The sequence below is a fragment of the Desulfuromonas sp. TF genome, assembly GCF_000472285.1.
Taxonomy (GTDB): Bacteria; Desulfobacterota; Desulfuromonadia; order Desulfuromonadales; family ATBO01; genus ATBO01.
The window spans coordinates 49222-65399 of sequence record NZ_KI421419.1 but is presented as its reverse complement, the minus strand read 5'-3'; the positions used below and the strand labels follow the sequence as shown (position 1 = coordinate 65399).

The window sequence follows — 16178 nt, the reverse complement described above, 5'->3', positions numbered from 1 at the left end:
CAGACATGCTCCCGGCAGGGCCGCCGTTTTCTTTGCTTCCTTTCTTTTCGGCGGGTTAAAAAGAAAGGAAGGCGGGGGGCGGGGCGCAGCGCCCGCGGTCCTGATGGTTTGATCCTTGGGGGCGGCTGTCGCTTCCTCTCTTATCATTGACATTCCCTCCAAGGTCCCCGGTCAATAAACAAGAGCGTGCCGGTCTGGGGTGGGCGCGGCACCGGCAAAAAAAATGCGACCCCCCGGAAGGGGTCGCTAGAGGAGGTTTTCCCTTGCCTGACCCAGGAGGCGGGATCAGAAGAGGCGGGTGGCGGAAGTTGTGTTTATAGTTTGCATTGGGCGTGCCAGCTTCGATCTGACGTGATTACGGTTACTTACGACTCCTCTCTGTGGGGCATTCTGCCCCCAAATCCAGAGGCGGGGCAGAATGCCTCTAGAGAACCTCGGAGCGAACCCTTCAGAAATTGAACCAGAATAGTGAGATCATTCCAGTAAACCTTTTACCGTGAGCCGCGCGAACCTGCCTTTCAATTGACATCCCCTCTTCATAAAAGGTATCTTAAGGCCTCTTTTTGTTATGTAGAGGGTGGTATGAGATTTCGGGAGGACAACGGAAAAAATCGATGAGACCGCTCGGCGCCGGTGAGGCGCGGGCGGTTTTTTTTCGCTCGGCAGGGGGTGGAAGGTGGCCAGAAGAAGAGGCAAGCCCGAGGACGAGTTCAGCCAGGTCAACAACAATGAAATGGGTGTTTTGGTCCGTCGCTCCGATGATGCCGAACTCTACAAGGATGCTTACGAAGAGTCGCAGCGCTTCATCCGCATCAGCGATGAGGTTCGCATCTCACTTGAACGGGTAGCGAACGAACCCGAGAGTAAGTCCGAAGCTGAGGAGTCATCCGACAAGCTTACGTCTTCCAAGCTCGCTCAGAAACTCGGAATGAAAACCAACGAGCTGATGGAAAAGTTGGTTACCTCTGGCCACTTTGAAGTGCGAGAGGGAAAGCATTACCTCACAGCCCTGGGCAAAGAAGTCGGCGGCGAGTTTCGGATGAGCCCAAGGTTTGGCCCTTACTTTCTCTGGCCGGAGAATTTCAAAGTATGAGTTGCCCTGATGCTACCATGCCTTGAAAATGTGAAGTTCCTGCACCCGGTGGGGACGTCCACCTTCAGGTATGGCGTGACCATACCCGTCGAGGCGCAGACAGAGCGGATGCGCGCCATCGACAAGGGTGGAAAGGTGCCGGTAACCATTCTTATCGACACAGAAGACCCGATCGTTGCCGAGATCCGCCGCTTGAATAACAAGCCGGGCCATCTTCAGTTCCGCTATGAAAACAAGGCGCAAGAGCGCTTGCGTCAGTACCTGCTGAAGGTGTTCGACAACTCGGCAGAGGGCAGCCTGCTCGAGGTGGCAGAGGTCGCACCGTTTACATTCCTGTTCAGGCCGATGCCGCGAACAACCTCGCCATCGCTTCAGATCAGCGACATACTGCTGCACAGATTGGAGCGGGCCGAGGTGGAACGCATGGCGGAGATAGAACAAATCAGGGAATCCCTTGCTTCCGTGGCGTACGATGCCGGTTTAAGCCAGTCCGACTACAACAGGCGGATCAATGAGGGGTTGACTGAGCAGGGGTGGAATAGCGAGCAGAAGGTTGTCGAAGAACTGGGGCTCAAGTGCGACTTCGAGAAGAACGGTATCTGGGTTGAGGTGGAGTTCGGCAATGCCCGCTCCTATTACCAGGACTATGTGAAGTTCATGCTGGCGAGGAAGCACCGCAACGCAAGGCTTGGGCTGCTTCTCTGCCCGACGACGTCGTTTGCGTCGCTCTTGTGCGAGTTGGGACGGCAGCGGGCTCGGGAGAATGTGGTGCGTGAGCGCCCGCCGGTCTACTCGGGGATGATGAGTTACGAGAAGGCAGCGCGTGAGTTGCCGTTTCTGGGGTTTATGTTCGAGATGCCGATTGTTGTGGCGGGGGTTGGGGTGAGTGGGGGGTAACACGGCTACTACTCCAATCGAAGACCATCTGGAATTCGAAGTCCAATGGACGGACTTTGATGTTGTTGAGAGGGAAATGTGTGTCATCTTACACGGGTCCGCATAAGATGCCGCCATATGCCGGGGCAGGGCGACATAGTGTGTGATTTCAAAAGCTTGGCAATTTTGTTGCGACGTGATACTGGTGTGTTATGCGGCATAGTGCCGAAAATCCGCATCTTATACGGATCCGTCTAGATATTGTTAGCCCACAGCGAAATGTTAAATGGACGGTTTCTTGCTTAAATATTTGCTTTTGGTTTTCATTGTCTCTGTGGTTATCTACCAGTATATCTATTGGTTTATCATACTTCCTGCGCTCAAAACACAACGAAAAGTATATTGGAGTGAATGGCTGGGCTGGAATTACAACTGTTTTTCTTACTTGGACGAGTACAAGGAATACTGCAAGCAAAATTACCTGCCTTTGTCCCTCCATAGGTTTTTATGGGGTCTGTTTTACTTTAACCTTGGTAATGTGGTGATTTGCTTCTTGATCTCAGTAGCCATTTGAGAATTGTGGCTAACCATAGCGTTGACTCTGACGGGGCAGAGGGCCGCCGCGCAGGTCACGCCAAACGTTAGCCAATCAAAAATAACGACTAGCCATATTTTAATTCAAATCACAAGTGGGGCATTAGATGTTACTTAAGAGGCTTGAAGTTGAAAATATCGGCCCTATTTCCAAGGTCGAGATTGATTTTCCAAAAAATGATGAAAAACCTAAACCACTAGTAGTTGTGGGCGAGAACGGTTCAGGAAAAAGCATACTCCTATCCCATCTTGTCAACACATTGCTTGTTGGCAAACAAGAAGTCTTTGAGGACGTTGAAATCGAGAAGGGCAAGGTCTATAAGTACCGGAGTCCTAAATATGTAAAATCTGGCGAGCATTACTCATTTTCGAATGTTGAGTTTGAATCTGGTGAAAAAGTACAAGAATGGCAACTTGTTTTGCCAAGGATTGAGTTCGAAGAGAAATTCGGATTCACTTCAATCAGAAGAGAATGGAATGAAATAAACTCTGAAGAAAATTCCCACTTCAAATCGACATTTGATGCAGGGTCGAATAGCACAAAGCAGATATTTAAAAATCAATGCTGTTTATATTTTCCTGTAAATAGATTTGAAGAACCAGCATGGCTTAATCTTGAAAATTTAAAAGCAAAAGCCGTCTACACCGATTTAAAGCGAATAACTGGATTTTCCAATAGAGAGGTAATCTGCACATCTCCTCTAAAGAACAACAATAATTGGTTGCTTGATCTTATATTTGATAGGCAACTTTTCGATATTAAAACTCAAAATATTCCCTTACCACTCCCTCCTGGGCAACCACAAACTGTTGTGCCTATCTTTGCAGGATTCGCTGGGCAGAGCGCTAGTATTTATGAGGCAGTACTTAAAGTTCTAAGAGTTATTTTAAGAGAAAGTGGAAATATAAGGCTCGGTGCAGGAACTAGGCAGAACCGGCAAATATCAGTCATGAAAGATGAAAAGGTTTGGGTCCCAAATCTATTTCAATTGTCAACTGGAGAAGTGCAACTCCTCAATCTTTTTCTCTCAATAGTGAGAGATTACGATCTGTCCGAAGGCGAATTTAAAGACCTTAATGACATCAGGGGAATTGTAATAATAGACGAAATAGACTCACACCTCCATACGGTTCATCAAACAGAAGTACTGCCACAGTTAATTAAGTCATTCCCAAACGTTCAATTTGTAATAACTACGCATTCCCCTTTATTCCTCCTTGGTATGGAGAGTTTGTTTGGTGAAGATGGTTTTGAAGTTCTCAATATGCCTACCGGAGACAGAGTTTCCCCTAGTGATTTTTCAGAATTCATAGCAGCATATGAGGCATTTAAAGAAACTACAAAATATAGAGCTGAGATAAAATCTGAACTTGAACGCCATTCAAAACCAATCGTATTTGTCGAGGGCGATTACGATATTCGTTATTTAAATAAGGCGGCAGAATATCTAGGAAAAAAAGAACTTTTGGATAAAGTTCAAATAAAAGACGGAGATGGTTTTGGAAATCTAGACAAGGTATGGAAAAGCTATAACAATTCAGTATCAGGGGTTGTTCCTAATAAAATAATTCTGATTTACGATTGTGATACCAATAAACAAGATACAGAAAAAAATCTTGTATACAAACGTGTTGTCCCGCAAGTAAACCAAAATCCAATTAGAGTTGGCATTGAAAACCTCTTTTCAGTCGCTACGATTAATAAGGTGGAAGAGGCAAATCCACGTTATATTGACATCCATGAAGAGCAAATATCGAGAATTCGGGGTGAGACAAACACAGTTCCGGCATCAAAGTCAGTAAATAAAAGTGAAAAAGGAAATATGTGCGATTGGCTATGTGAGAATGGCAGCCCCGATGATTTCGCAGGTTTTGAGGTTGTTTTTCAAATAATTGAGCAAATAATCAATGGCTAACCAATCGCTAGAGGCGGACTGAATTGCTGTACGTGTTCTCGAAAAGGTCTCTACTAGTTTGAATCGGCAGAACGCAGCCGCTCAGCTTCACCGTTAAATGGCTGAATGATGACTAAACAGAAAAAACCATTCTTCCCGAAAGACAAGCCGAAGTCTTGGATCCTCTACATTACTTCCGGCCTTGTCGGGCTGCTCGTAGGTGGGCCGCTTGCGTATGCTGGTGGGTATTTTGAAATAAAATACTTAAAGATAATTGGAACAATTATTTTTGCCACCTGCTGGTCAATTATGCTCGTCATGTTCTTTGTTTTTGCCTTCGGCCAAGCGAGCGGTAAATACAAGAAAATGGAAGAAAAATCATGGAAAGAGCAAGAATGGTAAACGCCATTTAACTGTCAGGTCCCGGATGATTCCATAGCCAAGAAGAGCTTTTCATTGTTCCTGGCTCGCGATATGCTCTTTGACATCATCTGCGGTGAAATCTGAGGAGCCTGATATGACGATTCGGTTGCACGCCAACGCGACGACGACACCCAGGATTCGGCGTTACATTCAACAATCGGACAAGACGGACAAGGGGCTGGCCAAGGAGCTGGGCATTTCCGTCGATACCGTACGGCGGTGGCGGAAACGCGGTGAGGTACATGATCTCTCCCATACGCCCCACCGGCTCCCGACGACCTTGAACGAGGCCCAGGAAGCGGTGGTGATCGAGCTGCGCCGATCCCTGCTGCTGCCCCTGGATGACCTTCTGGTCGTCACCCGCGAATTCATCCATCCCGGGGCATCGCGGTCGGCTCTGGACCGCCTCTTACGTCGGCATGGTGTGTCTCGGCTGGCGGATCTGATCCCCAAGGAGGACGAGACTCAAACCAAGCCCAAGACCTTCAAGAGTTATGAACCTGGCTTTGTCCATGTCGATATCAAATATCTGCCGCAAATGCCGGACGAGACGGCAACATAACAAAATTTCAAGCAGACAGTTCAACAGCAGTGCTTCTCGAAATTTGGTGCTCCGCCTTGGTCTCTACGCTGCCGCGGGCATAAGGAGTAGGACTCATGCACAAGAGTCGTCTTGGAAACATCGTCATTGATTGCCATACAGACGATTTGATGCGGGAGGCGAAGTTCTGGAGTGCTGCGCTCGGTTGCCCATTGCCGAAGGACGCGCAGGCCCGTGATAAGTTCATTCAACTCGAGACGAGGCCTGGTGAGGTCCAGATCATCATTCAACGGGTCGATCATGATCCGCGAGCCCATCTCGATATTGAGACGAATTCAATTGAAGAAGAAGTAAGTCGCTTGGAGAAGTTGGGAGCAATCCCGGTATCTCGTCATGACGGTTGGACGGTCATGCAAGCTCCGAGTGGGCATATGTTCTGCGTTGGCAAGCCATACAGGGGCGGGTTCGAGCAAGAGGCCAACGTGTGGAAGTGATGCCCATCAACTGCAGCCGACGTCCCCTACGTGACTTCGCCACTCCAGGGCCGCGGCTGAGCTCTGGCGTTAAATTTCAGAATGATTGATAAGAGCAAGATATCAATGTGGGTGCCTTTAGCTACCGTAACGTGGTCACTGACCCACGCGGTGCTCTTTCACCTGAAATGGAACAAAATCATTGAATTGAGCACGAGATTTACGCTTGTCAACTTCTGGGTGTGCGTCCTAGCCATCCTTTTCAGCCTATGCTGGATAAAATTCAGGCCAAAGATAGTAGTGGCCTCAGTCACCATAAGTGCAATCGCAATTTATCCATCAGCATTTGCCTGCTGGGCCTGGACCTGTTGGGCCATAAACGGATTTGCGCCGTAAAAAAAGAAATTTAACCATTAAATCCAGCGGGCGGGGATACATCAGTGGTTCTCTACCCCTCCCGTTTCCCCCCTTTCGAACTGGTACAGCACATGAGAAGACCAGAAAAAGGTGACGGATTTATTTTCCTATTATCACCAACCCACGCCACAATAATCGGCATCTCTGTAATAAGAGAAAAAGGGGACAGATCCCGCGTCCTCTTCACACCTTCCCCACCGGCGCCAGATAAACCGTGAACTCCTCATCTCCATCCACCCCGAGCAGTTCGTCCATCAAATCCTGCCGGCAAGCGGCGATAGCACAGGTGCCGGCGCCGATCGCCTCGCAGGCGAGGTAGAGGTTCTGGCAGACGTGACCGGCGTCGAGGGCGATGACCTTGTAGGCGGCTTCGGCGTAGCGCCACTCGGTGCGGGCGGGGACGGCGGTCCAGATGAAAGTGGCGGCGGCTTCGCCGGCGAAGCGCTGACCGTGCGCCCCGCGCACCAGAGCGGTGGCGAGATCGGCGACGGTGCGTTCTCGCACCAGGGCGTGCTCGAGGGGGAGATAGCGGTAGAGGGCGGTTTGCAGGCCGGCGACATCGAGGACCGCCAGATACATTTCGAAGGGATGCCGGCAGCCGGCAGAGGGGACGGTGCGCAAAATGGCGTCCCGGTGCGGACGGCCGCGCACCCCCTGGCTGGCCCAGAGCAGATAGGCGGTCTCATCGAGGGTAAGGGGGGCGTCGCGGAACTGGCGGCGGCTCTCGCGCCGGGCGATGGCGTCGCTCAATTCACAAGGAGGAATCCGCCAGACGTCCGGTCCCGGCAGGGGGATGATTTCGGCTCCGGCCGGCAGCGGTTTCTGTACCGGCGGCGGCGCGGCGCCGCGATTCTGCGCGGTGGAGCTCCAGTCGACCTCCGGCCGGATGCGGTCGGTAAGAAAGTAGCGGCCGGCGGCTTGTGTGATGGGGGGCTTGTTGCGGTTCGACATCGGTTCACCCGTCCCTTTCCCGTTTGGATACCTGTAGAGCTAAAGGATATCGGGTCATCCATTCCAGCTCAAGCCGGTGCGGTCAGAACGATCCTTCCACCGCACCCCGTCGCCCGCTACAGGGCGGCGGAAGCCCTCGTCAGCCGCCGGCAAACCTCGCATGGCCTGAGGTTTTGGAACAATGAATTTTTGATGAACATCGAGGGGGTTTGGACATGATCAGGGTTCGATGCCTTGAGCATCCCCTCACCCCAGCCCTCTCCCACAGAGGGGAGAGGGAGTAAACAATCATCGGATCATAGAGGGATTCTGCAATGGGCAACTACTCCGTCGTAGTCCTTGACTTCGAAACCGCGGGGGCCTGCCGGCCGTAAGCCGACACAAAAAGAAACACCTCCGGGCCATGCGGGCGCCGGAGGCGTTCTTTGTTTCAGGGTTCCGGAGAGACTTAAAGAGCTCCCTCGACGAGTGTGCCTACCACGGTTGTGGTGTCCGAAGCTATAATCGTGTATCCGCCGTCGCCTGTGAACTCCAAGGTAGCCCAGGTATTATCGGCTCCTTCGAAAAGCATCATCCCGCCATGGGGAATGCCGTCAACGGAAACTTCGATCACCTGGTTCGTGGAGATGTCCACGTATCCGATCACATCATGATAGTATCTCCCCGCTATAGCGACCAGGTCGTATGCGGAACCCGGAGTCACCGTCATTTTGTACCCCTCCAACCGGCAAACCTCCCCTGTGGCCGGGTCCGTCACATTCATGGTCATTTCGATGATCTGCGAGCTGTAGGGATCACCCAGATTCAGATCCATGGAAATGGAACCGCTGCTGGTGAAGGATTCGCCTCCCATGCTTGAGGTCAGGGAGCTGAAGTTCATCTTGAAATTCAGTGTATCTGTCTGCTCGTTGTAATAACCCGAAAAGGTCACGCCTCCGTTGATGGTGACACCTGCCGAACAATAGGTCTCATATTTCATACTGCCGCTGAAGGTTCCGTTCGGATTGGCGCTGATGGACTGGGTCGCCGAACCTCCGCAATCCCCATACATTTTATCGCCTTGCATGGCCGCTGAAACAGAACCCGCCTGCGGGAGGTCCTCAGCGAGCAGAGAGGTTGAAAGTGTCTGCGCAAGGGCCAAGGAGCCCATCGAGGCTTCCGTCGGATCGATCCCCATCCCGGCCTGGAGTTCCCCCCCCTCGTAGGCGCTCAGGGCAATCTCCTCGGCATTCTGTCCGTCGATGACAGCGGCCTTCGTGTTTCCCGGGTAGGTGGGCTCCCCGCTGTCGCTCCCTCCCCCGCCACCACAGGCGGCCAGCGCAATCGCACCGGCCAAAACGACAAGAGATACCCGCAGATTTCTCCATCTTTTTTTTCCCATCATCGTATTCCTCCTTTTTGATTTCATCTGGATTTCTCCCGTACGGATTCCGCACTATGGCATATGTGGTGTTATTTATCAATTCTGAATCATTGATCCATGTTCATGGTTGCGGGGAGACCAGCCCCTTCAACTCCTCCAGCAGCCCCCGCACGAAATCGTACCCCTTCTGCCAGAAGTCCTGGCCGGCCAAGTCGATCCTAGAGGTTTCAGTAGTTCCCGGGGTTTCTGGCTTCCTCCTTTGCAGAGGAGCTCGAGGATCAATTCATATTTCACCTCAGACAACTTGATGTGAATAAAATCAATACACGTGTAGATAAAAATAATGTACAAATGTTAGGCCATGCCTGATTCCCGACCCCTTCTTTCCCTCTTCGCTATTCTCGCCGGCGCCGTCCTGGTGCTCCTCGGCCTGGCGTGCGTCGGGCTCTACCTCGTCGCTGTGCTCACCGCTTTGGGCCATCCAGACCGCTCGGTGATCTTCTGGTACCTGCCTTTTCCCCTGATCGGCATTCCCCTGGCGATGGCCGGCATCTACTTCGTCATGATCGGCGTCAGGGCCTACAGGGATCCCGGCCGACCTTTCGCCCAGCTCAGGTATTCCCTGCTCGCACTGGTCCTGGTTGCCCTGCTCGAGGGCGGTCTGCTGGCCCTCGACCAGGTTCAGACGGACCGGCAGAGGCAGGCGATGATCCGGCAGGAGGAGGTGGCAAGCACTCTGGCGGACGGGATGCACAAGGTCGCCGGGGTGAAGATCGTCTCGCACGACGCGGAGGGATTCACCTTTGCCGTTACCATTGATCAGGGGATTCCGGGAAGCTATCGCCTGGAGACCGAAGTCGCCGACAGCCAGGCGGTGTTTCTGGAAGATTCGCAGGTCGTGAATTTGGGCGGCGACGGAGTGACGATATCCCGGCAGATCCCGTTCGAGAAGCTCTTCGGCAAGTGTGCCGATGCCTTCAGGGGGACGAATATCTACGTCTGCATCGACAATACAGCCGCCACGAGTGTCTTTACGATCCGTTCCCGGCTGATGCTGCTGGCGGACGCGGAGGGAAGCAAAGCGGAGATCGAGCACCTCCGGCCGGAGTTGACCTCGGCCGGCAGCGCCGGGTTCATCCTTGATACCAGGACCGGACCCTGGGGGGTGAGGGTCGACGGTTTTGCGCCGGCATACCGATGACCGTCGGCTGGGCCGTCAAAACGCATCTTACCGCTCTGAAGCAAATCTCCAGAAACCTCGATGACCGGGTCGGTGGAAATGTCCACATTAAACGGGAGCTTCTCACAATGGGTCTCCCTGCGTTGGCGTCCGCACCGGCTGTGCAGTTCCCTTTTTTGCTGAACTCCCCGCATACGGATTATTACCCAAACCGGGAAATGTATTGCAGATGGGGACTTTGACGCTGATGAACCATTGCGAGAAGCCACCGTTTACAACCGGTGCCGATGACCAGTGTCGATGTGATCATCACGGTGTAATTTGATGAACGAGGTAGCCGAGCAGGCATGCTCCACGCAGTGGAATGGCATTTTTTGCTTACTTTTTGTTGCCGCATGGACAAAAAGTAAGGCGGGGTGCGGGGCGCAGCGCCCGCGGTTCTGACCGTCTTGGTCACGCCTGCAGTGCAGATCCCGTTTTGAGTAAAAATCCCCCTTATTCTTCCACCAGCCCCTTCAGCTCATCCAGCAGCCCCCGCACGAAATCATACCCCTTCTGCCAGAAATCCGGACCGGCCAAGTCGATCCCCAGCGGCCTAAGCAGGTCCGCGGGCTTCTGGCTTCCTCCCTTTCCGAGCAGCTCCAGGTACCGGGGGACGAACGCGGCCCCCTCCTCCCGGTATTTCTGGTAAAGCGCCAGCACCAGCAGCTCGCCGAACACGTAGGAGTAGCAATAGAAGCGGGCGTGGATGAAATGGCTGATGTAGCTCCATCCCCAGCGGTAGGGCTCGATCATCTCCACCGCATCGCCGAAGAGCTTCCGGTTCTCCTCCCACCAGAGCGTGCAGAAATCCTCCGGGGATAGAAGGCCTTCGGCCCGCTTGTGATGGGCGGCGAGTTCGAAGCGGGTGAGAGCATTCTGGCGGAAGGTGGTGGCGATGATATCCTCCAGTTTGCCGCACAGAAGCTTGATCTTCACCTCGCGGTCCGTCTCCCGGTCAAGCAGGTGGCGCGTCAGGAGCATCTCTCCGAAGACGCTGGCGGTCTCGGCGAAGGGAAGGGGGGCGTGGTAGTGAAAGAGGTTCTGACCCTGGGAAAGGGCGAAATGGACGCCGTGGCCGAGTTCGTGGGCCAGGGTGGAGACGTCCCTCAGGTTTCCGGTGTAATTGAGGAGCACGTAGGGTTGATGTCCCGGCATCATTCCCATGCAGAATGCGCCCCCGGTTTTACCCGGATGAGGAAGGACATCGATGCGGCGCTCGGTAAAGAAGGCCTCGGCCGCGGCGGCCAGCTGCGGCGAAAATCCCCTGAAGGCTTCCAGGACCATCGTCTTCGCCTCGGCGAAGGGGAACAGCCGGTTCTCGGCTCCGATGGGAGCGTAGACATCCGTGTTTTTCATCCGATCCAGGCCAAGCAGCCGGCGCTTGAGATCGAAATATTCCCGGGCCAGACCGTAATTGGCCTCGGTGACCTCCATCATTTTCTCCACCATGGCCGGCTCGGTTTCGCTCGAAAGATGGGTCGGCGTCATGATGTCGGGGTACCGGCGCAGCTCCACCTCCTTGGCGTGATCGAGGCAGAGGTTGTTGAGGCAGGAGGTCAGCACCAGGGCGTTCTCCGCGTATCGCTCCAGGAAGGTGGCAAAGGCCTTCTCGCGCACCTCCCCCTCCGGATGATGAAGGAGCGCCAGCAGCTCTTCGCCGGCCACCTCCCGCTCTTCTTCCTCGCCCGGCATGCGGAAGGTAAAGTGCAGGGAAGAGGTGAGCTCGTCGAAGAGTTGGACGAAGGCCTCCCTTCCGGAGAGGTCCTTGCGCTTGAGAGCCTGCTCCACCTCCTCGCCGAGGGTATAGGGGGCGTGGGCCCTGAGCTGGTTGAGGTAATGGGCGTATCCGGCGACTTCCGAATCCCGGAGCAGGTCGGCAAAACGCTCCTGGTCGATGCGGAGGATTTCCAGTTCGAAAAAGAGGATCTCCTCGCTCGCCGCGCTCCAGGTCTCCCGCACCCGGGCCATCAGCGCCTTGTGGGCTGCGGCGGTGCTGTCGGCGGAAAAGAGAAGCTGGGCATAGAGATAGGGTTTCAATCCACGCCGCTGGAGGGATTCATAGCCTCTGAGGGCGGCCGCCAGCAAATCGGGAGAGAGGTGATCCGAAGAGATGCGTCCCCGGAAATCCCGGCGGAAGGTCTGTGCCTCCTTGCGGACCCGGCTCAAGTCCTCTTCCAGGGAAGGGTCGTCGGGGCCGGCGTAGAGGCCAGAGAGATCCCAGCAGAGGTTTTCCTCCGTGGTTGTGGTCATAAATGCTCCTTCCGTGCGGTAAAGGGAGGGACTCTAGCTGTTGCGGTTTTCGCTGTCAAAGGAAAAAGACCGCGAGGAGTGAGGGGTGAGGAGCCTCACTCTTTTCAGGCATACTGCTAAATGATAAGGGAGACGGGAAAAAAAGCAACCGACGGCACCAGTTGCCTGAACGGTCCTGTGGGATATACTTTGAGAACTTTTTTCCGCGGATCGCGTCTATCCATCTCAGATTGAGGCCATCATGACCCTCGGCAGATTCCCTTCCGGCGAGCAGGGGCTTTACGACCACTGGTATGAGCACGAATCCTGCGGGGTCGGCTTCGTGGCCAACATCAAAGGGGAGCGCAGTCATTTTCTGGTGCGCCAGGCTCTGGATGTTCTGGCCAATATCGAGCATCGCGGAGCGGTCGGCTGCGACCCGGATAGTGGCGACGGCGCCGGAATCCTGCTGCAGATTCCCCATGAGTTCTTCCGGGACGAATGCGCCGAGGATTTTTCCGCCCTCCCCGAGCCCGGCCAGTATGCCGTCGGCATGCTGTATCTGCCTCGTGTCCGGCAGGAGCGAAGCCGCTGCGAAAGGCTGGCCGAGCAGGTCATCGCCGATCACGGAATAAGTTTTCTCGGCTGGCGGACGGTTCCGACCGACAACAGCCGTCTCGGGGAGGGTTCGAGATATCTGGAGCCGGTCATCCGGCAGATCTTTGTCGGCCGCCCGAAGGAACTCGCCGACGAGCTCGCCTTCGAACGCCGTCTCTACGTCTGCCGGCGTCACCTGGCCAACCGGGTCAAGGCCATGGGGCCGCTTCCGGAGCAGACGTTCTACGTCTGCAGCTTTTCCAGCCAGATCATCGTCTACAAGGGAATGCTCACCCCCCGCCAGCTCCCCGACTATTTTCTCGACCTGCGCAACCCCCAGATCCAGAGCGCCCTGGCCCTGGTCCACTCGCGCTTTGCCACCAACACCTTTCCCAACTGGGTGCGCGCCCATCCCTACCGCATGGCCGCCCACAACGGAGAGATAAATACCCTGCGGGGCAACGTCAACTGGATGCATGCCCGTCAGGCCCTGCTGACCAGCCGCGAACTGGGGAACGACTGGGCCAGGATCCTGCCGGTCATCGATGAAAGCGGCAGCGACTCGGCCATGTTCGACAACTGCCTGGAGTTTCTTCACCTCTCCGGCCGCTCCCTCCCCCACGCGGTGATGATGATGATCCCCGAGCCCTGGAGCGCTCATCGGCAGATGAGCGAGGAGAAAAAGGCTTTCTACGAGTACCATTCCTGTCTGATGGAGCCCTGGGACGGACCGGCCTGTATCGCCTTTACAGACGGTGTGCGCATCGGCGCCGTTCTCGACCGCAACGGCCTGCGTCCTTCGCGTTTTTACGTCACCCGGGACGATCTGGTGATCATGGCGTCGGAGGCCGGCGTGCTGCCCGTTCCGCCCCAGCGCATCGTCCGGAAGGGGCGCCTGCAGCCTGGCCGGATGTTTCTGGTCGATACCGCGCAGGGACGGATCGTTCCCGATGAGGAGATCAAGGAGGAAATCGTCACCGCTCATCCTTACGGGCAGTGGCTGGACGAAAACCTGGTGCGCCTCGAAGATCTTCCTCCCGCGCCTCCCCGTTCAAGCGCCGAGCCGGCCTCGCTGCTGCAGCGCCAGATGACCTTCGGCTACACCTTCGAGGAGCTGCGCGGCGTTCTGGCGCCGATGGCGGCCGATGCCGTCGAGGCGGTCGCCTCCATGGGCAACGACACCCCTCTGGCGGTTTTGTCGGACAAGCCCCAGCTCCTCTATGCCTATTTCAAGCAGCTCTTCGCCCAGGTGACCAACCCCCCCATTGACAGCATCCGTGAGGAGATCATCACCTCCACCGGAACCACCCTGGGGGCGGAACGCAACCTCCTTCATCCATTGCCCGAGTCCTGCCGCCACCTCAAGCTTTCTACACCGATCATCGACAACGAGGAACTTGAGAAGCTGCGCCGGATCGATCGTCCGGGGCTTAAGGCGCAGACCCTGCCGATCCTGTTCGCCGCCTCGGCTGGAACCAGAGGGCTGGAGGAGGCGCTGGACGAACTCTGCTATCGGGCCGACGCGGCCATCGCTGCCGGGGTGAGCCTGCTGGTCCTCTCGGACCGGGGGGTGGATGCCGAGCGAGCCCCCATTCCGGCGCTGCTTGCGATTTCAGGGCTGCATCACCACCTCATCCGCAGGGGGACACGCACCCTGGCCGGGCTGGTGCTGGAGTCCGCCGAGCCCCGCGACGTCCACCAGTTCGCCTTGCTGATCGGTTACGGGGCCGGTGCGGTGAACCCTTATCTCGCCCTGGAAACCCTCGACCAGTTGATCGAAGAGGGGCTGCTCGGTGTCGATCACCGGATCGCCGTGCGCAACTACCTCAAGGCAGCCGTCAAGGGAGTGGTCAAGACCATGGCCAAGATGGGGATCTCCACCATCCAGAGCTACCGCGGCGCCCAGATCTTCGAGGCGGTCGGCCTGCAGAGATCGGTGGTCGACAGATACTTCACCTGGACCGCCTCGCGCATCGAAGGGATCGGCATCGAAGGGATCGCCGAAGACGTGCTGCGCCGCCACCGTCATGCCTTCGCTGCACGCCTCGACCCCTCCGAAGGGCTCTCCCCCGGCGGGAAGCACATGTGGAGGCAGGAAGGCGAGCTCCACCAGCTCGGGCCCATGGCCGTTCACCTGGTGCAGGAGGCCGCCCGCAAGGGGGACTACCGGCTGTTTCATGAGTTCTCCGCCCTTGCCGACGATCCCGGCCGCAACAGGGCCAACCTGCGGGGACTGCTCGATTTCCGCTTTCCCGCCGAAGCGGTTCCCCTGGAGGAGGTGGAGCCGGTGGAGGCGATTCTGCGGCGGTTCAAGACCGGGGCCATGTCCTACGGTTCGATCAGCAAGGAGGCGCACGAAACCCTGGCCATCGCCATGAACCGGATCGGCGGCAAATCGAATACCGGCGAAGGGGGCGAGGATCCGGCCCGCTTCCATGTCGATGCCGTCGGCGACAACCGCATCAGCGCCATCAAGCAGGTGGCTTCGGGGCGTTTCGGCGTGACCAGCGCCTACCTCGTCAACGCCCGGGAACTGCAGATCAAGATGGCCCAGGGAGCCAAACCGGGAGAGGGGGGACAGCTTCCCGGGCAGAAGGTCTACCCGCCCATCGCCCGGGTGCGCTATGCCACCCCCGGCGTCGGGCTCATCTCACCGCCGCCCCATCACGATATCTATTCCATCGAGGATCTGGCCGAGCTGATCCACGACCTGAAGAACGCCAATCACGAGGCCCGCATCAGCGTCAAGCTGGTCTCCGAGGTGGGGGTCGGAACCATTGCCGCAGGCGTGGCCAAAGCCAAGGCGGACGTGGTCCTCATCTCGGGGCATGAAGGAGGGACAGGCGCCTCGCCTCTGTCCAGCATTCATCATTCGGGACTCCCCTGGGAGCTGGGGCTGGCCGAAACGCACCAGACCCTGCTCCTCAACGGCCTGCGCGACCGCATCACGGTGGAGACGGACGGCCAGCTCAAGACCGGGCGCGACGTCGTTCTCGCCGCCCTTCTCGGCGCCGAGGAATTCGGATTCGCCACGACCCCCCTGGTGGTCCTCGGCTGCATCATGATGCGCGCCTGCCATCTCAATACCTGTCCCGTCGGCGTGGCGACCCAGGATCCGAAGCTGCGGATGAAATTTCGGGGGGACCCGGAGCATGTAGTGAATTATTTCACCTTCGTCGCGCGACAGGTGCGCGAATTGATGGCGCGCCTCGGTTTCCGCCGCTTCAACGAGATGGTAGGGCGCAGCGACCTGCTGGAGATGCGCGGGGGATTGACGGGGGAGAAGATCCGCGGCCTCGATCTGTCGCGGATTCTCTACCGGCCCGAGGTCTCGCCGGAGACAGGCGCCTACTGCTCCGCTCCGCAGGATCACGGGCTGGAGCGTGCCCTTGACCGCACCGTCCTGTTCGGTCTGTGCGAGCCGGCCCTTGAATCGGGAACGCCGGTTCACGCCACCCTGCCGATACGCAACGTTCACCGGGTGGTCGGCACGATGCTCGGCAG

9 protein-coding genes and 2 pseudogenes are annotated in these 16178 nt (G+C 56.3%); 8 read left to right on the top strand and 3 right to left on the bottom strand.

Translation table 11 applies throughout. The features are described from left to right. Positions 1–706: 706 nt before the first annotated feature. From DTF_RS23035 to DTF_RS0110280, 6 genes and pseudogenes are all read left to right on the top strand, one after another. Positions 707–1093 (top strand): annotated as a pseudogene (locus DTF_RS23035) (DNA repair protein); the annotation flags it as partial. 9 nt (positions 1094–1102) lie between these two features. Next, a complete protein-coding gene (locus tag DTF_RS0110310; protein WP_027715254.1) occupies positions 1103–1990 on the top strand; it encodes a BglII/BstYI family type II restriction endonuclease in 888 nt (295 codons plus the stop codon). Between the two features lie 680 nt (positions 1991–2670). Further along, positions 2671–4479: an AAA family ATPase gene (locus DTF_RS26105; RefSeq protein ID WP_081702916.1), complete on the top strand. Its 1809-nt coding sequence runs from the start codon at positions 2671–2673 to the stop codon at positions 4477–4479. A 105-nt stretch (positions 4480–4584) separates the two neighbouring features. After that, positions 4585–4860, top strand: a complete 276-nt coding sequence (locus DTF_RS0110290) for a hypothetical protein (RefSeq protein ID WP_027715251.1) — start codon at positions 4585–4587, stop codon at positions 4858–4860. A gap of 115 nt (positions 4861–4975) precedes the next feature. Beyond that, a pseudogene (locus DTF_RS23030) lies at positions 4976–5437 on the top strand (IS481 family transposase); the annotation flags it as partial. A 101-nt stretch (positions 5438–5538) separates the two neighbouring features. Beyond that, entirely contained in the window at positions 5539–5916 is a 378-nt protein-coding gene (locus DTF_RS0110280; protein ID WP_027715250.1) for a VOC family protein, read from the top strand. Positions 5917–6495: 579 nt separating this feature from the next. Here the strand turns inward: DTF_RS0110280 and DTF_RS0110270 are convergent. Together DTF_RS0110270 and DTF_RS0110265 are read right to left on the bottom strand one after the other, a co-directional pair. Then, positions 6496–7263 (bottom strand): SagB/ThcOx family dehydrogenase, encoded by a 768-nt coding sequence (locus tag DTF_RS0110270; protein ID WP_051361219.1) that lies wholly within the window; start codon positions 7261–7263, stop codon positions 6496–6498. Positions 7264–7711: 448 nt separating this feature from the next. After that, positions 7712–8647: a hypothetical protein gene (locus DTF_RS0110265; protein WP_027715248.1), complete on the bottom strand. Its 936-nt coding sequence runs from the start codon at positions 8645–8647 to the stop codon at positions 7712–7714. A gap of 340 nt (positions 8648–8987) precedes the next feature. Here DTF_RS0110265 and DTF_RS0110255 point away from each other — a divergent pair, with 340 nt between their 5' ends. Continuing rightward, the gene (locus tag DTF_RS0110255) at positions 8988–9827 is read left to right on the top strand and encodes a hypothetical protein (protein ID WP_027715247.1); all 840 of its coding nucleotides are present in this window, start codon (positions 8988–8990) and stop codon (positions 9825–9827) included. A 474-nt stretch (positions 9828–10301) separates the two neighbouring features. Here DTF_RS0110255 and DTF_RS0110250 read toward each other — a convergent pair whose 3' ends face one another. Then, positions 10302–12098, bottom strand: a complete 1797-nt coding sequence (locus DTF_RS0110250; protein ID WP_027715246.1) for a M3 family oligoendopeptidase — start codon at positions 12096–12098, stop codon at positions 10302–10304. Positions 12099–12339: 241 nt separating this feature from the next. Between DTF_RS0110250 and gltB the strand changes: the two genes are divergently transcribed. Continuing rightward, positions 12340–16178: glutamate synthase large subunit (gene gltB, locus DTF_RS23025; protein ID WP_035056712.1), on the top strand; the 3839-nt coding region annotated here is incomplete at its 3' end.

Excerpts from the sequence above, each read along its gene's own strand:
- DTF_RS0110265 (WP_027715248.1), bottom strand. The coding sequence starts at position 8,647 with ATGATGGGAAAAAAAAGATGGAGAAATCTGCGGGTATCTCTTGTCGTT.
- DTF_RS0110250 (WP_027715246.1), bottom strand. The coding sequence starts at position 12,098 with ATGACCACAACCACGGAGGAAAACCTCTGCTGGGATCTCTCTGGCCTC.
- DTF_RS0110270 (WP_051361219.1), bottom strand. The coding sequence starts at position 7,263 with ATGTCGAACCGCAACAAGCCCCCCATCACACAAGCCGCCGGCCGCTAC.
- DTF_RS0110310 (WP_027715254.1), top strand. The coding sequence starts at position 1,103 with ATGCTACCATGCCTTGAAAATGTGAAGTTCCTGCACCCGGTGGGGACG.
- DTF_RS0110280 (WP_027715250.1), top strand. The coding sequence starts at position 5,539 with ATGCACAAGAGTCGTCTTGGAAACATCGTCATTGATTGCCATACAGAC.
- DTF_RS0110255 (WP_027715247.1), top strand. The coding sequence starts at position 8,988 with ATGCCTGATTCCCGACCCCTTCTTTCCCTCTTCGCTATTCTCGCCGGC.
- DTF_RS26105 (WP_081702916.1), top strand. The coding sequence starts at position 2,671 with ATGTTACTTAAGAGGCTTGAAGTTGAAAATATCGGCCCTATTTCCAAG.
- DTF_RS0110290 (WP_027715251.1), top strand. The coding sequence starts at position 4,585 with ATGATGACTAAACAGAAAAAACCATTCTTCCCGAAAGACAAGCCGAAG.